At 72.6% G+C, this 18,841-nt stretch carries 18 protein-coding genes; 8 read left to right on the top strand and 10 right to left on the bottom strand.

The window, feature by feature from the left end; translation table 11 throughout:
- Positions 1-155 precede the first annotated feature (155 nt).
- Positions 156-1,076: a LysR substrate-binding domain-containing protein gene (locus ABEB12_RS26110; RefSeq protein ID WP_185062407.1), complete on the bottom strand. Its 921-nt coding sequence runs from the start codon at positions 1,074-1,076 to the stop codon at positions 156-158.
- Between the two features lie 176 nt (positions 1,077-1,252).
- Here ABEB12_RS26110 and ABEB12_RS26115 point away from each other — a divergent pair, with 176 nt between their 5' ends.
- On the top strand, positions 1,253-2,002 hold the full coding sequence (locus ABEB12_RS26115) for an SDR family NAD(P)-dependent oxidoreductase (protein ID WP_185062408.1): 750 nt from the start codon (positions 1,253-1,255) through the stop codon (positions 2,000-2,002).
- On the opposite strand, the gene ABEB12_RS26120 is transcribed toward ABEB12_RS26115, so the two are convergent.
- From ABEB12_RS26120 to ABEB12_RS26150, 7 genes are all read right to left on the bottom strand, one after another.
- The gene (locus ABEB12_RS26120; RefSeq protein WP_185062409.1) at positions 1,999-2,295 is read right to left on the bottom strand and encodes a hypothetical protein; all 297 of its coding nucleotides are present in this window, start codon (positions 2,293-2,295) and stop codon (positions 1,999-2,001) included. The genes ABEB12_RS26115 and ABEB12_RS26120 overlap by 4 nt on opposite strands.
- An 84-nt stretch (positions 2,296-2,379) precedes the next feature.
- Positions 2,380-3,183, bottom strand: coding sequence for an enoyl-CoA hydratase/isomerase family protein (locus tag ABEB12_RS26125; protein ID WP_345703178.1), 804 nt, complete (start codon positions 3,181-3,183; stop codon positions 2,380-2,382).
- Positions 3,184-3,185: 2 nt separating this feature from the next.
- Positions 3,186-3,569, bottom strand: a complete 384-nt coding sequence (locus ABEB12_RS26130) for an EthD family reductase (protein WP_185062411.1) — start codon at positions 3,567-3,569, stop codon at positions 3,186-3,188.
- Between the two features lie 23 nt (positions 3,570-3,592).
- Positions 3,593-4,522, bottom strand: coding sequence for a helix-turn-helix domain-containing protein (locus ABEB12_RS26135; RefSeq protein WP_185062412.1), 930 nt, complete (start codon positions 4,520-4,522; stop codon positions 3,593-3,595).
- Between the two features lie 21 nt (positions 4,523-4,543).
- On the bottom strand, positions 4,544-5,452 hold the full coding sequence (locus tag ABEB12_RS26140; protein ID WP_185062413.1) for an alpha/beta fold hydrolase: 909 nt from the start codon (positions 5,450-5,452) through the stop codon (positions 4,544-4,546).
- A gap of 366 nt (positions 5,453-5,818) precedes the next feature.
- Positions 5,819-7,285: an aldehyde dehydrogenase family protein gene (locus ABEB12_RS26145; RefSeq protein ID WP_185062414.1), complete on the bottom strand. Its 1,467-nt coding sequence runs from the start codon at positions 7,283-7,285 to the stop codon at positions 5,819-5,821.
- A gap of 64 nt (positions 7,286-7,349) precedes the next feature.
- Positions 7,350-7,928 (bottom strand): PadR family transcriptional regulator, encoded by a 579-nt coding sequence (locus ABEB12_RS26150; RefSeq protein ID WP_425572275.1) that lies wholly within the window; start codon positions 7,926-7,928, stop codon positions 7,350-7,352.
- Positions 7,929-8,021: 93 nt separating this feature from the next.
- Here ABEB12_RS26150 and ABEB12_RS26155 point away from each other — a divergent pair, with 93 nt between their 5' ends.
- The 7 genes from ABEB12_RS26155 to ABEB12_RS26185 all read left to right on the top strand — a co-directional run bounded on the left by ABEB12_RS26155 (position 8,022) and on the right by ABEB12_RS26185 (position 17,606).
- Positions 8,022-9,539, top strand: coding sequence for an AMP-binding protein (locus ABEB12_RS26155; RefSeq protein WP_185062415.1), 1,518 nt, complete (start codon positions 8,022-8,024; stop codon positions 9,537-9,539).
- Positions 9,532-11,949: a xanthine dehydrogenase family protein molybdopterin-binding subunit gene (locus ABEB12_RS26160; protein WP_345703155.1), complete on the top strand. Its 2,418-nt coding sequence runs from the start codon at positions 9,532-9,534 to the stop codon at positions 11,947-11,949. Before ABEB12_RS26155 ends, ABEB12_RS26160 begins: the two co-directional genes overlap by 8 nt.
- On the top strand, positions 11,940-12,719 hold the full coding sequence (locus ABEB12_RS26165) for an enoyl-CoA hydratase-related protein (protein ID WP_185062416.1): 780 nt from the start codon (positions 11,940-11,942) through the stop codon (positions 12,717-12,719). Before ABEB12_RS26160 ends, ABEB12_RS26165 begins: the two co-directional genes overlap by 10 nt.
- Positions 12,719-13,585, top strand: coding sequence for an FAD binding domain-containing protein (locus ABEB12_RS26170; protein ID WP_185062417.1), 867 nt, complete (start codon positions 12,719-12,721; stop codon positions 13,583-13,585). Before ABEB12_RS26165 ends, ABEB12_RS26170 begins: the two co-directional genes overlap by 1 nt.
- Entirely contained in the window at positions 13,582-14,835 is a 1,254-nt protein-coding gene (locus ABEB12_RS26175; RefSeq protein WP_185062418.1) for a 2Fe-2S iron-sulfur cluster-binding protein, read from the top strand. Before ABEB12_RS26170 ends, ABEB12_RS26175 begins: the two co-directional genes overlap by 4 nt.
- A gap of 174 nt (positions 14,836-15,009) precedes the next feature.
- Complete coding sequence (locus tag ABEB12_RS26180) at positions 15,010-16,449, top strand: serine hydrolase (protein WP_185062419.1); 1,440 nt, start codon at positions 15,010-15,012, stop codon at positions 16,447-16,449.
- A gap of 32 nt (positions 16,450-16,481) precedes the next feature.
- On the top strand, positions 16,482-17,606 hold the full coding sequence (locus ABEB12_RS26185) for a methyltransferase (RefSeq protein ID WP_185062420.1): 1,125 nt from the start codon (positions 16,482-16,484) through the stop codon (positions 17,604-17,606).
- Here the strand turns inward: ABEB12_RS26185 and ABEB12_RS26190 are convergent.
- Both ABEB12_RS26190 and ABEB12_RS26195 read right to left on the bottom strand, forming a co-directional pair.
- Positions 17,543-18,019 carry a 2Fe-2S iron-sulfur cluster-binding protein gene (locus ABEB12_RS26190; RefSeq protein ID WP_185062421.1) on the bottom strand — a complete coding sequence of 159 codons (477 nt, stop codon included), beginning with the start codon at positions 18,017-18,019 and terminating at the stop codon, positions 17,543-17,545. The genes ABEB12_RS26185 and ABEB12_RS26190 overlap by 64 nt on opposite strands.
- Positions 18,020-18,030: 11 nt before the next feature.
- Positions 18,031-18,840, bottom strand: a complete 810-nt coding sequence (locus ABEB12_RS26195) for an FAD binding domain-containing protein (protein WP_185062422.1) — start codon at positions 18,838-18,840, stop codon at positions 18,031-18,033.
- Position 18,841 lies beyond the last annotated feature (1 nt).

Here is an 18,841-nt window from a genome sequence, read left to right on the forward strand (position 1 = left end):
GAAGCCCGTCAGGACGCGATAGTCGATCACGGGTGGAGCGTGCCACGCTGGGACGCGGTCCGATCTACCGAGGAGTCACTCGATGTCCTACCGTCCCGACCCCGCGCCGACGTGGGCCGGTAGCGCACCGCCGGCAGGGCTCGCCGTAGCCCCGGCTAGCCGCTCCCGGCGTCCAACGTCACGGCGGCGGCGCGCAGTGCGGCGGCCACCGGGGCGACCGCTTCGGGCAGCGGGCCGGGCAGCCGGGCGAGCAGGATTCGCCGCTGTTCGCCCGGCCCGCCCCGCACCGGCAGTATCCGGACCCCGGCGGGAACCACGGTGACCAGCGACGCGGGCACCGTGGTCACCCCGCAGCCGGCGGCCACCAGCTGGAGCTTGGCCAGCCAGTCGCGCGCGGTGTGCGCGATCCGCGGCCGCTCGCCGAGGCCGGGCCACACACCCATCCCCTGGTCGGCCCCGGAGCCGGCGATCCACCGCTGGCCGGCGAGGTCGGCCACGTCCACGTAGTCGCCCCTGGCCAGCGGATGCCCCGCCGGCAGGGCCACCCGCAGGCCGCGCTCGGCGAGTGTGCGCAGCTCCAGTGCCGGGGTCTCGGAGTCCGGTGGGCGGTACGGCGGCGCCGACGCGAGCACCGCCAGGTCCACCGCGCCGGCCCGCAACGCGCGTACCAGGGTCGGGGTGCTTCCCTCCCGGGTGATCACTGTGATGGCCGGGTGGGTGCGCCGCAGCGCGACCAGCGCATTGGGCACCAGGGCGGCACCGGCGCTGGCGAACCAGCCGAGCCGGACCGTGGCGCGCTCGTCCGGCAACCCGGCCAGCTCCCGCGCGGTCGCGTCCAGCTGGTCGATCACCCCCGCCGCCCGGCGCACCACGACCTGGCCGGCCGGGGTCAGCCGGACCCCGTCGTGCCGGCGCTCCAGCAGGGGTGTGCCCGCCGCCCGCTCCAGCGAGGCGATCTGACGGGACACGGCCGACTGGGTGTAGCCCAGCGCGGTGGCCGCCGCGGTCAGTGTGCCCCGCTCGGCCACCTCGCGGAACACCCGCAGCGCGGTCAGCGACGCATCGGCGAAGGACATGACTCGTACTCATAGCACGCGGGCAGCGTCCCCGCTTTGTGCATAAGCTTTGTGCATAAGTCGCACGGACCTCGGCCGCGACAGCGGTGAACGCACCGACAAGTGGATCGTGGTTAGCTGCCGTTGCATATCCGCACGCAGAGCAAGGGACTCTCAGCAGCGAGGAGAAGCCGAGCATGACCAACTCACCCGTTGCCGTGGTCACCGGGGCCGGCAGCGGTCTCGGCCGGGTGATCGCGCGCGCCCTGGTCGCGGACGGCCACCGGGTGGCCCTGGCCGGACGCCGGGCGGACGCATTGACCGGGACGGCGGAGGGACTGCCGGCCGGCGTGACCCTAGCGGTGCCCACCGACGTCGGCGACCCCGCCTCGGTGGCCGCACTGTTCGACCGGGTGTCCGGCGCCTGGGGCCGGGTGGACCTGCTGGTGAACAACGCCGGCGTGTTCGGCCCCGCCGGCACCCCGGACGAGATTGACGTGGCGGACTGGCTGGCCTGCCTGAACACCAACGTGACCGGCGCCTTCCTGTGCGCGCGGGCGGCCTTCGGGGTCATGCGCGCGCAGGACCCACCGGGCGGCCGCATCATCAACAACGGGTCGGTCTCGGCGCACGCGCCGCGCCCCGGCAGCATCGCCTACACCACCAGCAAGCACGCCATGACCGGATTGACCAAGTCGCTGTCCCTGGACGGACGGCCCTTCGGCATCGCCTGCGGCCAGATCGACATCGGCAACGCCGCCACCGATATGACCGCCGGAATCGCCACCGGCGCTCGCCAGGCCGACGGCGCCGTCCGGCCGGAACCGACCTTCGACGCCGAACACGTGGCGGACGCGGTGCGCTACATGGCCGGGCTGCCGCTGGACACCAACGTGCAGTTCCTGACGATCACCGCGACGACCATGCCGTTCATCGGACGGGGCTAGGCACCCAGGTGCTTCCCGTCCAGCCGGCAGGGCAGGCAGTAGCCGTCGGCGAGGGCCCGCCGGTTGTTCCACTCGGTCTCGGTCTGGCCGCAGCCGGCGCAGGCCACCGGCGGTCGCTCGGCTTCGCGCTCCGGCTCGGCCTCGTCCGACGGCTCCTCCCGCTGCTGGTCGGGCGCATGGCCCAGGCGGCAGCGCTCACAGCGGGTACGGCCGGGCGCGCGCAGCAACAGCGGCTGGCCGCAGCCCTCACAGGTGCTGGGTAACTCGGTATCCGGGGCCAGGTCGGTCGACACGGGTCAATCCTGCGCCCCCACCCCGACAGTTCCGGCGGCTCACACGCGGACCCGATCGAGATCACTCGACCCGGGTCGGAGGGTCTAGCCCGGTTCCAGCCAGGCGCGCCGCAGCGGCTCCGGTTGGTCCAGGTAGGCGTGCATGTACTCCGACCCGGCGTCGGAGAGCATGGTCTCCTGGAAGTAGCCGCTCTCGATGTCCAGGCCGGCCGCCAGCTGCGCCTCCATCCCCCGGTATATGGCGGCTTTGACCGCGGCCACCGACGTGGCCGGCAGCGCGGCGATCTCCGTGGCGATCTGTCTCGCCCGGGCCACCGCGTCTTCGGCCAGCTCGTGCACCAGGCCCAGCCGCAGCGCCTCGGCCGGGTCGACCACCCGCCCGCGCAGTGCCAGCTCCAGCGCCCGGCCGAGGCCGATCAGCCGGGGCAGCCGCTGGGTTCCGCCGCCACCCGGCATGATGCCCAGCCGGACCTCCGGCAGGCCGTACCGGTGGTCACCGGCCTGGCCCACCCGGATGTCGCAGGCCAGGGACAGCTCGAAGCCGCCGCCCATGGTGTCGCCGTTCATTGCCACGATCACCGGCTGGGGCAGCCGGTTCAGCGCGTCCAGCATGGCGTGGTAGCCCCGGCTGATCGCCGCGCTGTTGCGCGCGGTGGCCGGATCGCCCGCCACCGCCGCCAGCGTCTCCACGCTGAAGTGGGTGATGAACCCGGAGGACCGCCCGTCCCCGCAGAGCACGATCGCGCGCAGCGAGCGGTCCCGCGACCACGACTCGATGAGCTGGTCCAGCTCCCCCGCCCCGTCCAGGGTGAAGTAGTTCATCTCCGGGTTGGAGTAGGCGGCGACGACCACCCCGTCCGAGGGCGTGGACAGCGACCAGAGCGCCACGCTCAACCGGCCCGGGTGAAGTCGAAGATCTCGTGCTCCTCGGTCATGAAGATCGTCGAACGGGACAGGTCGATGAACCGCCCCTCGTCCTCGATCAGCATGCGCATCGCCTCGGTGCCCTCCGGCGTGCTCGCGGCCGCCTGCAGCTCGGCCAGGCTGTCCCACCAGACCTCGGTGACGCCCTCGTACGCCGGGGACATGCCCCGGCTGTCGATCAGTGCGGCGTTCAGCGGCGTGTCCAGGGTGTGGCTCTGCACGTACCGGCGGGCGCCGATCGCCTTGGCCACCGAATGCACCTTCGCCGCGTGTTCGGCCCGCCAGTAGCGGTAGAACTCCGCCGGCTCCACGTCGTCGCGGGCACGCAGGATGTACACCAGCTTGACCACCGGCAGGGCTCCAATCGTCTCGGTCAGGACGCGAACTCGCGCGCGGCGTCGCGCACCTCACGCGGCGTCGTGCCGTAGGCCTCCCGGAAGGACCGGGAGAAGTGCGCGGTACTGCGGAAACCCCAGCGCGCCGCGACCAGCGACACCGGCACGCCGGGCCGGCCGCGCAGGTCCTCCCGGGCCTTCTCCAGGCGGCGGCGACGCAGGTAGCCGCCGAGGGTCTCCCCGGTCGGTTCGAACAGGGTGTGCAGGGTGCGAACCGAAATCGCGTGCGCGGCGGCCACCTGCGGCGGGTCCAGGTCCGGGTCGTGCAGCCGGGCGTCCACGAAGGCGCGCACCCTCGGCAGCACCGTGGTGCGCAGGTCGGCGCTGGCCGGGGAAACCACGGCGCGCAGCAGCTCCAGCGCGGCGTTGGCAGCCGAGGCGCACGCCGGCTCGTCCAGCTGGGGCAGCTCCCGGCAGAGCATGTCCAGGTAGCCACCCAGCAACCGGCTGTGCGGAGACCCGGCGGGCACGTGCACCGGGACGGACCCGCCCAGGCCGAGCACCCGCCCCCGGGGCAGCAGCAGCGAGCGTTTGCGCAGGGGCTCGAGCACCTGGAACTCCACCGGCAGGTCGCCGTCCCAGACGATCGCGTCGCCGGGGCCGACCACCAGGTCGTGACCCGCCTGGCAGACCCGCTCGCGCCCGGACCGGACGACCAGCACGCCGGCCCAGCCGGGGTCCACGCTCAGCTCCCGGCGGCCCCGGCGGCCGCCGCTGGGCGTGACCGCGCACTCGACCAGCGCCAGGTCACCGAACCGGCGGCGGTTGACCACGGCCTGGAACAGCGCCGGATCCGGCACGTCGATGTCGAACCGGAGGTGGCTGGCGGCCAGCGCCTCATGCCAGAACTCGACGCGCTGCCCAGACGGCAGCGGCCGGGTGTCCCACGCCTCCAGGTGCCGTTCCATGATCCTTACTGGATCCTAGTCTTACTTGGCCCCCAGGTGCTCGACGAACCAGTCGCGGGCGGCACCCGAGGAGATCTGGAAGCCCTCGCCGGTGTAGGCGTCGAAGTGCCCGCCGGGCACCAGGACCAGCTTCTTCGGGTGGGACGCGGTCTCGTAGGCCGCGCAGGCCCACTCGCCGGGGGCCAGCCGGTCGTTCGGCGCCACCACCATGAGCAGCGGGGTCGGGGAGATGCGCTTCAGGTACTCCCCCGGCTCGTAGCCCTGGAAGTACTCCAGGGTGCGCACGGTGACCTCGTTGCGCCAGGTCGACGCGCGCTCCGCGATGCCGGTGAAGAACGCGTAGGAGTCGGCGGTGGGCAGCGCCGACTGCTGTGTCGGGTCCTCGAGCACCACCGGCAGGGTGGCCGGCGCCTCGCCCCGGGCCCGGGCCGCGCGGTCGGCCGCGAGCAGCTGCCAGGTGGCATCCCAGAAGTCCACCCGGACCAGCGTCTCGAAGTTGCGCCGGCCGGAGATCAGCGGTACCTGGCCGCACACCGCCTTCACCCGGCGGTCGATCGCCGCGACGACGTAGGCGTTGGCGCCGCCGTAGCTGGAGCCCCAGACACCGATCCGGCCGGCGTCCACCTCCGGGCGGCCCTGCGCGTAGGTGATCGCGTCCTGGATGCCCCGTACCTGCTCCCAGGGGTCGATCTCCAGGCGCGGCTTGGCCGGGTTGTGGTCGCTGGCGCCGAACCCGGCGTGGTCGTGCACCACGCAGGCCAGCCCAGCGGCGCTGAAGACCTCGGCGTAGTCGTCCAGGTGCATCTCCTTGGTGGCGGAGAAGCCGTGGTTGAGCACCACGCACGGAAGGTTCTCGGTCGCGTTGTCGGGACGGTAGAACCACCCGCGCAGCGTCACGCCGCCGGAGTCGAACTCGATGTCTTCGCGCATGGCCGGGATGCTAGGCCCGTTGCGCCTGGTCAAGTTGCCCACCGGCGCGCCAAACTTGCCCCCCAGCGCACCATCTCCCCCCACCCCGATTCACTCACTCCCCCACCCCGATTCAGTGACTTCAGCACGGTGATTCAGTCATTCCAGCACGGTGATTCAGTCAGTTCAGCACCCTGATTCAGTCAGTTCAGCAGGCTGGTTCGGTCAGTTCGGGGCCGGCCGAGTCGCATTCGGACAGACGGGCGATCTTCCTGACGCCTCCCTACCGACGCCCCAAGCCGACCCCGCGATCCGACTGAATCACCCTGCTGAACTCACTGAATCACCGTGCTGAAGTCACTGAATCAGGGTGCTGAAGTCACTGAATCAGCCGAGGGTGAAGGGGTCGCGGGTGCCGCCGGTTAGTTCTACCCAGATGGCCTTTTCCTCCAGGTACTCGTCTACGGCGTGCAGGCCGTTCTCCCGGCCGATGCCGGAGTTCTTGAAGCCGCCGAACGGCACGGACGGCGACACCACCCGGTAGGCGTTGATCCACACGCTGCCGGCCCTGATCTTCGCGGCGACCCGGTGCGCGCGGTGCACGTCCTTGGTCCACACCGCGCCGGCCAGGCCGTACGGGGTGTCGTTGGCCAGCTTGACCGCCTCGTCCTCCTCGGTGAAGGTGAGCGCGGCCAGCACCGGCCCGAACACCTCCTCCCGGTAGACCGTGGACTCCGGCGTGATCCCGGTGAGCACGGTGGGCTGCACGAACAGCCCGCCGAGGGCCTTGTCGGCGGCCCCGCCGTAGGCCACCGTGGCGCCCTCCGACTTGGCCGTCTCCAGGTAGCCGAGCACCTTCCGGTACTGCGGGGCGTTGGCCACCGGCCCCATCTCGGTGTCGGCGGCGGTGGGGTCGCCCAGCTTGATCCGGGCGGCCCGCTCGGCGATCAGCCGGACCAGCTCGTCGTGGACGTCGGCGTGCACGACCAGCCGGGAGCCGGCCATGCAGGTCTGCCCGGTCGCGGCGAACACGCCGGCCACGATGCCGTTCGCGGCGGCGGCCAGGTCGGCGTCCGGGAAGACCACCTGCGGCGACTTGCCACCCAGCTCCAGGGTCACCTTGTTGATGTTCTCGGCGGCCGCCCTGGCCACCGCGCGGCCGGTGGCGGTGGACCCGGTGAACGCCACCTTGTCCACCCCGGGGTGCGCGGCTAGCGCCGCCCCGGTCTCCCGGGAGAGGCCGGTGACCACGTTCACCACCCCGGGCGGGAAACCGGCCCGCTCGAACAGCTGGGCAAACCCGAGGGTGGAGACCGGTGCGTGCTCGGACGGCTTCACCACGGCGGTGCAACCGGCTGCCAGCGCGGGCGCGAGCTTCCAGGTGGCCAGCAACAGCGGCGAGTTCCAGGGGGTGATCGCGGCGACCACGCCGACCGGTTCGCGGCGGGTGTAGACCAGGTAGTTCGGGTTGGGCGAGGGGATCTGCCGGCCCTCGATCTTGTCCGCCAGCCCGGCGTAGTAGTGGTACCAGCCGCCGAGGGCGTTGAGCTGGCCGCTCATCTCCCGGAACAGCTTGCCGGAGTCGTTCACCTCCAGCCGGGCCAGGCGCTCGGCGTTCTCCCCCACCAGGTCGCCCAGCCGGCGGAGCAGTGCGGCCCGGGCGAACCCGGTCATCGAGCCCCACTCCCCGTCCAGTGCCGCACGGGCGGCGGCGACGGCGGCATCCACGTCCGCGGGCCCGCCGTCCGGCAGCACCGCCCAGGGCTGGCCGGTGTACGGGTTCCGCGACTCGAAGGTGGCCCCGGAGACGGCGTCAACCGACTTGCCGCCTATCACCATCTGGAACTGTTCCATCCGCGGTCCTTCCCCGACGCCGGTGGCTCCGCCCCTCGACCGTACGCGGGTGGACCTGAGGTCTCTATCCGTCGACCGGTGCCCCGCCGGAGCGGGCCGCGCGCAGGCCGTCCAGGTCGTCGTTGGCCAGGGCGGTCCAGAAGCGCAGCGCGGCGTGCTCCATCTCCAGGCCCAGCTCGAGCGTGATCATCCGGGGACCGACCTCGGCAATGGCGCCGAACCTGGCCACCATCTCCTCGTAGACAGCGATCCGCTCCTCGTGTTGCTTGATCTGCTCGTGCGCCAGGTTGACCACGTCGTCCGGCTCGCCCACCTCGTTGAAGAACAGCTTCAGCTCGGCGATGTCGCGCATCTGGAAGTGCACGTTGGTCGGCGCGGCCAGCCACTCGCGCAGCGCCGTCCGGCCGGCCTCGGTGAGCGAGTAGGTCTTGCGGCGACGCCCGCCGTCCTCCACCGCCAGCTCGAGCAGCCCGAGCTCGGCGAGGCGGTCCGGCTCGGAGTAGAGCTGCGCGTGCGGGAAGTGCCAGAAGTAGCCGACGGATCGGCCGACCGCCCGTTTCAGGTCGTACGGCGTGGAAGGACCGCGCAGCGCGATCATCCCGAGCACCACGTACGACGTCGACGACAGCCGGATATCACCCACCTGACGCAGTCTAGTGAGGGCCGCACAAACCCATCTTGCCGTTCACACCATCCGACTAGTACGGTCTGAAACAGACGATAGACGGGTGGGGCGATGGACCTGGGCACCGTTTTGAGCTGGACGGCCGAGCGTTACCCCGACCAACCCGCAGTGGCCGGCACCGGCCGCCGCCTGACCTACCGGGAATGGGACGGGCGCACCAACCGGCTGGCCCACGCGCTGGCCAAAGCGGGCGTGCGGCCCGGTGACCGGGTCGGCTTCACCCTGCTCGGCGGCGAGCCGCTGGCCAGCCTGCACCTGGCCGCGCAGAAGCTGGGCGCGGTCTCGGTCCCGCTGTCCACCCGGTTCGGGCCGGACGAGCTGCGCTACTGCGTGACCGACGGCGACCTCGCGCTGCTGGTCACCGACGAGCCGCACGCGGCGCGGGCGGCCGAGGCCGCCGGGCTCACCCCGGTACGCACGGCCGCCGAGCTGGACCGCGCCGCCGAACGGGAACCGGACTCGCCACCCGGGCCGCCGCCCGGCGAGGACGCGGTGAGCGTCATGCTCTACACCTCGGGAACCACCGGCCGCCCCAAGGGCGTGCCGCGCACCCACCGCGCCGAGCACATGGCCTCGGTGGCCCACGCGCTGCAGACCCGCCAGCGGTTCGGCGAGGTCACCCTGGGCGTGATGCCCCTGTTCCACACCATGGGCCTGCGCACCCTGTTGACCAGCATCCTGATCGGCGGCACCTGGGTCGGCCAGGCCCGGTTCGACGCCGACGAGTCCCGGGCGCTGATCCTCGGCGAGCGGGTCAGCTCGCTGTACCTGGTGCCCACCATCTTCTGGTCGCTGACCCGCGACGAGGGGCTGGGCGCCGCCGTTGGCACGCTGACCCGGCTGGCCTACGCCGGCGCCCCGATGGCCCCGGCACTGGTGGCCCGGCTGGTGGACCAGCTCGCGCCGAGCGTGTTCGTGAACCACTTCGGCAGCACCGAGATCTACACCTTCACCATCTGCCCGCAGGCGGACCGAAAGCCGGGTTCGGCCGGCCGGGCCGGGGTGTTCTCCCGGGTGCGGCTGGTCGCCCCGGAGCCGGGCGCGCCGCCGGACGCCACGGTTCGAAAAGGCGAGCAGGGGCAGGTGGCCGTCTCGCTGGACAGCCCCGAGGCGTTCCGCGGCTACTGGCGGCGGCCGGACGCGAACCAGCGGTCGGTTCGCGACGGCTGGTACTACACCGGTGACCTGGCCGTTTCCGACGAGGACGGCGACCTCTGGGTACGCGGCCGGGTCGACGACATGATCAATTCGGGTGGCGAGAACGTCTACCCGGACGAGATCGAGGCCGCGCTGGCCCGCTGCCCGGACATCGACGACGTGTGCGTGGTCGGCCTGCCGGACGAACGGTGGGGCGAGGCGGTCACCGCGTTCGTCGTTCCGGCCGGGCCACTGCCGCCGCCGGACGCCGCGCGGCGGGCGCTGGACTTCGCCCGCGAGGCCCTGCCCTCCCTGCAGCGGCCCAAGCGGGTCATCGCGATCGACCAGGTTCCCCGCTCGGGCGTGGGCAAGACGCTGCGCCGCCAACTGGTCATGGGCGAGTACGAGGCCCGGGGTGAGGCGAGTGCCTGAGGACTGGACGCCCGCCCGGGTGGAGGACGGCCCGCTGGTCACCGGCCGGGGCCGGTTCCTGGACGACCTCGACCCGCTGCCCGGCACCCTGGTCGCCGCCGTGGCCCGCTCGCCGCACCCGCACGCCCGACTCGGCGCGGTGGACCTGCGCCGGGCCCGCGCCCACCCCGGGGTGATCGCCGTGATCGGCCCCGAAGAGGTGCGCCGGGCCCTGCGCCCGTTCCCGCTCTCCACCGGCACCCCGATGCCCTACTACCCCACCGCCGTGGACAAGACCCGGTTCGTCGGGGAACCGGTGGCGGTGGTGGTGGCCACCGACCGGTACGTCGCCGAGGACGCGGCCGAGCTGGTGGACCTCGAGTACGAACCGCTGCCGCCGGTGGTCGGCACGCGCGCCGCCCTGGCCCCGGACGCGCCGCTGCTGCACGAGGACGCCGACTCGAATGTGGCCACCGACCGGGAGTTCCTGTTCGGCCCGGTGGAGGAAAGCCTCGCCGAGGCCGCGCACGTGGTGACCGGCGAGTACGAGTTCCCCCGGTACTCCTCGGTGCCCATGGAGTGCTACTCGGTGATCGCCCACTGGACCGACGGCGCCGACGGGCCTTCGGTGGAGGCCTGGGCGAACTTCCACGGCCCGTTCACCATGCTGCCGGTGATGGCCGGCGCGCTGGGCCTGCCGGTGGCCGCCGTCCGGCTGCACGTTCCGCCGGACATCGGCGGCAGCTTCGGCATCAAGGCCGGCATCTACCCGTACGTGGTGCTGATGGCGCTGGCCAGCCGGCACGCCGGGGCCCCGGTCCGGTGGAGCGAGGACCGGATGGAGCACCTGCTGGCCAGCTCCACCGGCGCCGACCGGTCCATGCGGTTCCGCGCGGCGGTCGGCCCGGACGGCCTGATCACCGCGCTGGACGCCGACCTGGTGGACAACGTGGGCGCCTACCTGCGCCCGCCCGAGCCGTCCACGCTGTACCGCTGCTACGGCAACATCACCGGGCCCTACCGCATCCCGGCGGTGCGCATCCGGGCGAGGGCCGTAGTCACCAACCAGATGCCCACCGGGCTGAACCGGGGCTTCGGCGGGCAGCAGCTGTACTTCGGCCTGGAGCGGCTGCTGGACGCGGTCGCTGCGGCCACCGGGCTGGACGTGTTCGAGGTGCGCCGGCGCAACCTGGTCACCGGCTTCCCCTACGAGACCCCCACCGGCGGCGTCTACGACTCCGGTGACTACGCCGCCGCCGTGGATCTGGCGGTGAAGAACGCCGACCTGGCCGAGCTGCGCGCCCGGCAGTCGGCGGTCCGGGCGGCCGGCGGCTACTACGGAATCGGCGTCGGCCTGGTCGTCGACCCCTCCGGCACCAACATCGGCTACGTCGGCCTGGCCACCCCCTCCGAGCAGCGCAGACCCGGCCGGGACAAGTCCGGCTCGACCGAGCACGCGCGGATCTCGGTGGACCCCTCCGGCGCGGTCACCGTGCTGCTGGGGTCGCTGCCGCAGGGGCAGGGGCACGCCACCGTGGCCGGCCAGGTGGCGGCCGGCCGGCTGGGGCTGCCCACCGAGCAGGTCCGGGTGGTGGTGGAGATGGACACCGCGACCACCCCGTGGACCGTGACCACGGGCAGCTACTCCTCCCGGTTCGCCCCGCTGGTGACCAGCGCCGTGGTCCGCGCCGCCGACCAGATCGCCGACACGCTGTGCGCGGCCGGTGGGGTGCTGCTGGACCGGCCGGCCGACGAGCTGGAGCTCGCCGACGGGCTGGTCCGGTCGCGCCGCGATCCGGCGCGCGCGGTGAAGTTCCGACACGCCGCCGGCCTGGTGCACTGGGACCCGGGGGCACTCCCGTCCGGGACACCGGCCCGGCTCTACGCCGACGCGGCCTTCGCCCCGCCCGAGGCCCGCGCGGCCACCATGGACGACCGGATCAACTCCTCGCTGTGCTACGGCTTCGTGGCCGAGATCGCGGCGGTGCGCATCGACCCGGACACCCTGGAGATCACCGTGGACCGGGTCTCCTCGGTGCACGACGCGGGCACCGTGCTCAACCAGCAACTGCTGGACGGCCAGGTGCTCGGCGCGCTCACCCACGCCCTGGGCGGCGCGCTGTTCGAGGAGTTCCGCTACACCGAGGGCGGCCAGCCGGTGTGCGGCACCTTCCTGGACTACCTGTGCCCGAGCAGCGCCGAGGCCAGCTACGAGCTGCGCACCGACCACCTGGTCAGCCCCTCGCCGCTGACCCCGCTGGGCGCTAAGGGCTGCGGCGAGGGGTCCTCCATGAGTTTCCCGGTCGCGCTGGCCAACGCGGTCGCGGACGCGCTGGCGCCGGCCGGGATCGAGATCACCTCGCTACCGCTGCACGGCGAGGTGCTGTACCGGCTGCTGCACCCCGAGGAGGAGACGAGAACATGGCGTTGACCGGCGGAGAGGTCCTGCTCGAACACAGCGCGGACGGGCGGGTGGGCTATCTGACCCTCTCGCACGGCCGCTACACCGTGATCACCTGGGAGATGCGCCGGGTGGTCGCGGAGCGGTTCGCCGAGCTGGACCGCGATGACCAGGTCCGGGTGGTGGTGATCCGTTCGGCCGGCCAGCACTTCTCCTCCGGCGGGGACATCCAGGGGTTCATGGAGGTGGACCCGATCGACTTCACCGACCTCGGGCACAACATCACCGCGCCCGCACGCAGCCCGAAGCCGGTGATCGCCGCCGTGCACGGCTACTGCTTCGGGGTCGGCTGCGAGCTGGCGCTGTCCTGTGACATCCGGGTGGCCACCCGGGACGCCCGGTTCGCCCTGCCGGAGATGAACCTGGGCATGATCCCCGGGTCCGGCGGCACGCAGCGGCTGGCCCGGCTGATCGGTCCGTCCCGGGCCAAGTACCACGTGCTCACCGCGACCCGGATCCCGGCGGAGAAGGCGCTGGACTGGGGCGTGGTCGCCGAGCTGTACGACGACCAGGCTGCGCTCAACGAGGGCGTGGACGCGCTGGCGGCAAAGCTGGCCAACTTCTCCCCCGCCGCCCAGCGCACCGCCAAGGAGGTGCTGGACAAGGGCACCGACGGGCCGCTCTACACCGGCATCGAGCTGGAACGGAAGGCCTACGCGATGCTCCGCGCCACCGACGACTTCGCCGAGGGCGTCGCCGCGTTCACCGAGAAGCGCGCGGCCAAGTTCACCGGCCGCTGATGAAGCCGGCGCCGTTCGGGTACGTGCGGCCGGGCACGCTGCCCGGCGTCCTCGAAGCGCTCGCCGAGCCGGAGGCGAAGGTGCTGGCCGGTGGCCAGTCGCTGATCCCGGTGCTAGCCATGCGGCTGGGCCGGCCGAGCGTGCTGGTGGACATCGCCGCCGTCCCTGAGCTGGGCTCGATGTCCCGCTCCGGCGGCCGGCTGCGGATGGGCGCCTCGGTCCGGCAGCGCGCCGTGGAGCATTCCGAGGCGGCGCGGGAGGTGCCGCTGCTCGGCCTGGCGCTGCCCTTCGTCGGCCACCGGGAGCTGCGCAGCCGGGGCACGGTGTGCGGCAGCCTGGCCCACGCCGACCCGGCCGCCGAGCTGCCCTCGGTGGCCTGCTGCCTGGGCGCCACCCTGGAGATCGCCGGGCCGGCCGGGCGCCGGTGGGTGCGCGCCGAGGAGTTCTGCACCGGCGCGATGACCACCCTGGTCGGCCCGGACGAGGTGCTGGTGGCGGTGGAGTTCCCGGTGGCCCGGCCCGGCGAGGGGTTCGGGTTCGCCGAGGTGGCCCGCCGGCACGGTGACTTCGCGCTGGCCGGCGTGGCCACCCGCGTGGCGGTGGACCCCTCCGGCGGCCACGTGCTGGACGCGCGGCTGGTCGGCTTCGGCATCTCCGACCGCCCGGTCGTGCGGGACGTGACCGAGCTGGTCCGCTCGGCCGACGGCTCCTCGCGGGAACTGGCGGCCGATGCCAGCCAGCTGGCCCGCGACATGGTGGACACCCAGGGCGACGCGCACGCCTCCACCGGCTACCGGCGGCGGTTGCTCGCCGTGCTGGCCGCCCGCGAACTGGCGGCCGCGCATCGAAGGGCGCGCGCCCGATGAAACCCCGGGAGCGAGTATCCGCCGACGAACAGGTGGACGTGCCGCTGACCGTGAACGGCAGACCGACCACCCTCACCGTGTCGCCCCGGATGCACCTGGCCGACGCCCTGCGCCGCCGCCCCGGCCTGACCGGCACCCACCTCGGCTGCGAGCACGGTGTGTGCGGAATGTGCACGGTGCTGGTGGACGGGGAAGCGGCCCGGGCCTGTCTGCTGCTCGCGGTGCAGTGCGAGGGCGCCGACGTGGTCACCGTGGAGGGCCTCGGCCCTCCCGACCGGCAGCACCCGCTGCAGCGGGCATTCGCCGCGCACCACGCCCTGCAGTGCGGCTTCTGCACCCCGGGCATGCTGCTCAGCGGCTACGACCTGCTGGCCAACCACCCCGCCGGCACCGCCCTGCCCCCGGACCACCTCCCCACCGAGATGTCCGGCGTCCTCTGCCGATGCACGGGCTACCGAGCCATCCTGGCCGCCATCGCCGACGTGGCCGCCCGCCACCCGTCCGGCCTCCCCCCACCCGCGCGCCACCGCGCGCCAAATTCCGCGAGTCGGGGATTCGAGCACGGTGAGTCGGGGATTCGGGTACAGCGAGTCGCGGATTCGGGCACGGCACTCGAGCCGGGCCACGACCCGGCCGGGCCGCTGGCACCGCGCCCGTACCCGGACGACCTGGCCGCCGCGCCGAGCGGGCCACCGACCGCCCGAGTGCGGGTGCGCGCGGGGCTGTCCGCCCCGGTAGACGCGGTGTGGCGGGTGCTGGACGACTTCGCCCGGCTGGCGGAATGCCTGCCCGGCGCCGAGCTGACCGAGTCACTGCCGGACGACCGCTACCGGGGCCGCGCCTCGGTGGCTCTCGGACCGGTGAAGCTGACCTTCGACGGCATGGCACGGCGGCTCGAGCGCGACCCGAAACGGCACCGTCTGCGGGTGCTCGCCAAGGGTACGGACACCGGCGGCAGCGCCACGATGGCCGACATACGCCTCGCCGCGGAGCCGGCCGGAACGGCGCCGGACCCCGAACCCCGCACCACGCCAGTCGACGGGTCCGGCACGGTGCTGCGGGCCGAGGTGGACCTGTACCTGTCCGGGCGGATCGCCCAGTTCGGCCGCGCGCTGGCCGGCGACGTGAGCCGGCGGATGTTCCAGCGGTTCGCCGCCGAGGTGGACCGGAAGGCCGGCGGCCGACCGGTGACGGCGACCCGCCGATCGCTGCGCGGATGGCTCATGGATCTGCTGCGCCGCCGGCGTTGACCACGACGCCGCAGGTCAGGCCCGGCTGTGCGCCGCGTCACCCTTTCGGGGGGTTCACCCATTCAGCCCACAACCGTCCAGATCGGACCGTCGTTGACCGGCTAGCTAACGCAAGTTAGCTCAGGACGGAAAGTGGGTCAGGACGTGCAACGACCGAACATTCGACGACGACTGTTGCGGCGCGGACTGGTGGTACTCGCCTCGGCGGCGCTGCTCCTTGTCGGGCTGCCGGCGGTATTCGCCTCGGCCGATCCCGACGACGGCGACTCGCCCTTCTTCACCGGCGACACCAACGGCGGCGTGAAGACCAGCCGGACCGACGCCGGCAAGTTCAAGCACTGCGCCGACCCGGCCAAGGGCGAGGACTTCCAGACCGCCACCCCGGACCAGGTGGGCCTGGACCCGAAGGCGCTCGACCAGCTGGCAGGCTTCCACCTGGCCAAGGCCCAGCGCACGCTGTACGTGTTCCGGTTCGGCTGCCTGGTGAGGACCGGCCCGCTGAACGGCGTCTTCGAGAACATCCCGCAGCACCAGTGGAGCCTGACCAAGGGCTACTCCACGGCGGTCATCGGCCGCGCGGTGACCATGGGCTACTTCGACGTGGACGACGAGTTCGGCAAGTACTTCCCCGGCGTGGGCGACGAGCGCCACCAGCACGTCACCGCGCAGCAGCTCATGCAGCACACCAGCGGCGTGAAGATGAACTGGGCGAACGAGATCCCCGGCCCGGACATCGACCGCGTCGCCGCCTGGTCGTCGGCCCCGATGGAGCACCAGCCCGGCACGTACTTCTCCTACAGCCAGAACGGCCCCAACACGGTCAACGCCATGATGGAGAAGGCGGTCCAGAAGCACGGCTACCGGGACTTCCAGGACTTCGCCCAGCGCGAGCTGTTCGACAAGATCGGCATCGACCGGGACGATTATCTCTGGATGGTCGACCAGGCCGGCCGCACCGAGGGCTTCGCCGGCCTGCACGTGAAGCCCAAGGACATGGGCCGGTTCGCCACCCTGCTGCAGAACGGCGGCGTCTACCAGGGCAAGCGGCTGATCGATGAGAAGTTCCTGAAGGAGGCCAAGACCGGCACCACCGCCAACCCCGGCTTCGGCTACCAGACCTGGATCAACAACGCCCCCTGGTACAACACGGTCGCGCTGAACGGCTTCAAGGAGCGCATCGACCAGCCGCTGATCGCCAGCGCGCCCAACGACATGACCTACGGCTGGGGCTGGCGCGGCCGGCACTGGTTCAACATGCCCAACCTCGGCATGATGATCGTGACCACCTCGATGGACCACGACTTCGAGTACGACCCCAAGGTGGCCGGCTCCGAGGTGGCGGTGCAGGGCGAGCAGATGTCCGGCTACCACGAGTTCATGCGGATCGCGATGCGCGCGGTGACCGACCAGAAGGTGCCGGACCCCGGTCCCTACAAGGGCCGGGAGGCCTCGCTGACCGCGTTCAATGCCGGCAACTGGGTCAACCCGACCTACACCGTCCAGAACCGGCTCACCGGCGGCCTGCTCGACCCGAACAAGAAGGGCCTGGTCATCAACGCGAAGAACATCGCGCGGGTGATGGCGCACACCGGCCCGTTCGTGCTCTACAACTGAGATCCGCGACAACCGGAATACGCGGGAGCGGGGTGCCCGGAGCGGCTGGGGAGCCGTCGCCCGGACACCCCGCCCGCCCATGCGATCGCGCCCACAACCTGCTCGATCTGATCGGCGGCTACATGCCGGCCTTCCTGATCAAGGCGGCACTGCGGCTGGACATCCCCGACCGGCTCGGCGACTCGGCCATGACCGGCGCGGAGCTGGCGGCGGCCACCCAGACCCACCGGCCGTCGCTCACCCGGACGTTGCGGGCGCTCGCGGCCATCGACGTGCTGAGCGAGGTCGAGCCGGACCGGTTCCGGCTCACGCCCCGGGGGCAGCTGCTGCGTCCCGGGGTGCCCGGCTCGCTGTGGCGGCACGCCCAGATCATGCTCGACCAGACGATGTGGCGGGCCTGGCCCGAGCTGGAGCACAGCGTGCGCACCGGCAAGCGGGCGTTCGACGAGGTCGTCGGCACCGACTACTTCAGCCACACCGGGTACGACGAGGACCCCGCGAACCGCTCCGGGCTGTGGGACCTGATCCACCAGATCATGATCGAGGACACCCGGAGCGCGGCCGAGGCCGTCCTGCGGAGTTACGACTTCGCCCGGTTCTCCACCGTCGTCGACGTCGCCGGCGGGAGTGGGACGCTGGTGGCCGCCGTCCTGGCGGCGCACCCGGCCCAACGCGGAATCGTCTTCGACCGGCCCGAGGGGATCGAGAACACGCCCGGAGCACTGGCCCGGGCGGGCGTGGCGGACCGCTGCGAGGTCCGCACGGGCGACTTCCTCGTGGACGTGCCCGAGGGCGGCGACCTATACCTGATCAAGAGCGCCATCTTCAACCTGCACGAGGACGGCGACGTCCGGACGCTGCTGCGCAACGTCCGGCGGGTGGTGCCCGACCACGGGAGGTTGCTGGTCATCGAGGAGATCCTGCCCGCCCGGGTCGGCGCGCCCACGCCGGCGGCCACCTACCTGGACGACGTGAACACCATGGTCAACCTCGGCGGCCGGTTGCGTACCGAGGACGAGCACCGGGCACTGCTGGCCGACGCCGGCTTCACCACGGTCGCGATCACCGCGCTGCCCGAGGGGCGGCACGTGTATCACTCGGTGCTGGAGGCGGCCCCGCGCGCGGCGGCTTCGACGGCGTCCACGATGCCGACGTAGCCGGTACACCGGCAGATGTTCCCGGACAGCTCGGCGCGGATCTCCGCCCGGCTCGGCTGGGGGGTCGTCTCCAGCAGGTGCACCGCGGTCATCAGCATGCCGGGCGTGCAGAAGCCGCACTGCAGCCCGTGGTGGGCCACGAACGCCTCCTGCAGCGGGTGCGGGGTGCCCCCCGGGCCGGCCAGGCCCTCCACGGTGGTCACCGCGCACCCCTCGGCCTGCACCGCGAACATCAGGCAGGCACGCGCCGGCTCGCCGTCCACCAGCACCGTGCACGCGCCGCACACGCCGTGCTCGCAGCCCAGGTGGGTGCCGGTGAGCCCGCACTCCTCGCGCAACGCGTCGGCCAGGGTGTGCCGGGGCTCCACGTCCAGCCGCACCGGCTCGCCGTTCACGGTGAACCCGACGTCCATCGGCGCCTCCCTCAGTTGATGCCCGCGTCGGCCAGCGCCCGGCGGACCATCTCCACCGCCACCGCCCGCCGGTACTCGGTCGAACCGTGCAGGTCGGCGGTGGGGTGCAGCTCGCCGGCCAGCGCGTCCACGGCGCCGGTGACGCCACCACCGACCGCCAGGGAAGCCTCGGCGGCCGACGCCCGCACCGGTACCGCGCCGACCCCGCCGAGGGCGATCCGCACCTCGCCGCCCACCTCGGCCACCACGGCGGTGACCAGCGCGAAGTCCCCGTGCCGGCGGGCGAACTCGGCGAACCCCCAGCGCGTGGGCCGGGGGAAGGTGACGGCCGTGATGATCTCTTCCTCGGCCAAGGTGGTCATCAGCGGGCCGGCGAACAGCTCCTCGGCGGCCACGCATCGATCACCGGAAGGGCCGGCCACCGCGACCGACGCCCCGGTGGCCACGGCGACGGCCGGCAGCTCGGCCGAGGGGTCGGCGTGCGCGATGCTGCCGCCGGCGGTGCCCCGGGTGCGGATCGCGGTGTGCCCGATCCACCGGGCGGCCTCGGCGAGCAGCGGGTGTTGCGTCTGTCGGGTCAGCTCACTGTGCCGGGTCAGCGCGCCGACCCGGACCGAGTTTTCCTCCCGGACGACACCGGAGAGCCCGGCCACGTGGTTGATGTCCACCAGCACCACCGGCCGGGCCATGCGCAGCGCCAGCACCGGCACCAGGCTCTGCCCGCCGGCGAGGATCTTCCCCTCGCCGTCCGCCCCGGCCAGCGCCGCCACCACCTCGGGCACGTCCCGCGCACGCAGGTAGTCGAAAGGCGCACTCTTCACC

The organism is Actinospineispora eucalypti, from assembly GCF_039543365.1.
GTDB lineage: Bacteria > Actinomycetota > Actinomycetes > Mycobacteriales > Pseudonocardiaceae > Pseudonocardia > Pseudonocardia eucalypti.

Coding starts and splice junctions, on each gene's coding strand:
- ABEB12_RS26140 (WP_185062413.1), bottom strand. CDS start 5,452: ATGCGCGAAGACATCGAGTTCGACTCCGGCGGCGTGACGCTGCGCGGG.
- ABEB12_RS26190 (WP_185062421.1), bottom strand. CDS start 18,019: ATGGACGTCGGGTTCACCGTGAACGGCGAGCCGGTGCGGCTGGACGTG.
- ABEB12_RS26170 (WP_185062417.1), top strand. CDS start 12,719: ATGAAGCCGGCGCCGTTCGGGTACGTGCGGCCGGGCACGCTGCCCGGC.
- ABEB12_RS26165 (WP_185062416.1), top strand. CDS start 11,940: ATGGCGTTGACCGGCGGAGAGGTCCTGCTCGAACACAGCGCGGACGGG.
- ABEB12_RS26115 (WP_185062408.1), top strand. CDS start 1,253: ATGACCAACTCACCCGTTGCCGTGGTCACCGGGGCCGGCAGCGGTCTC.
- ABEB12_RS26175 (WP_185062418.1), top strand. CDS start 13,582: ATGAAACCCCGGGAGCGAGTATCCGCCGACGAACAGGTGGACGTGCCG.
- ABEB12_RS26135 (WP_185062412.1), bottom strand. CDS start 4,522: ATGGAACGGCACCTGGAGGCGTGGGACACCCGGCCGCTGCCGTCTGGG.
- ABEB12_RS26155 (WP_185062415.1), top strand. CDS start 8,022: ATGGACCTGGGCACCGTTTTGAGCTGGACGGCCGAGCGTTACCCCGAC.
- ABEB12_RS26145 (WP_185062414.1), bottom strand. CDS start 7,285: ATGGAACAGTTCCAGATGGTGATAGGCGGCAAGTCGGTTGACGCCGTC.
- ABEB12_RS26110 (WP_185062407.1), bottom strand. CDS start 1,076: ATGTCCTTCGCCGATGCGTCGCTGACCGCGCTGCGGGTGTTCCGCGAG.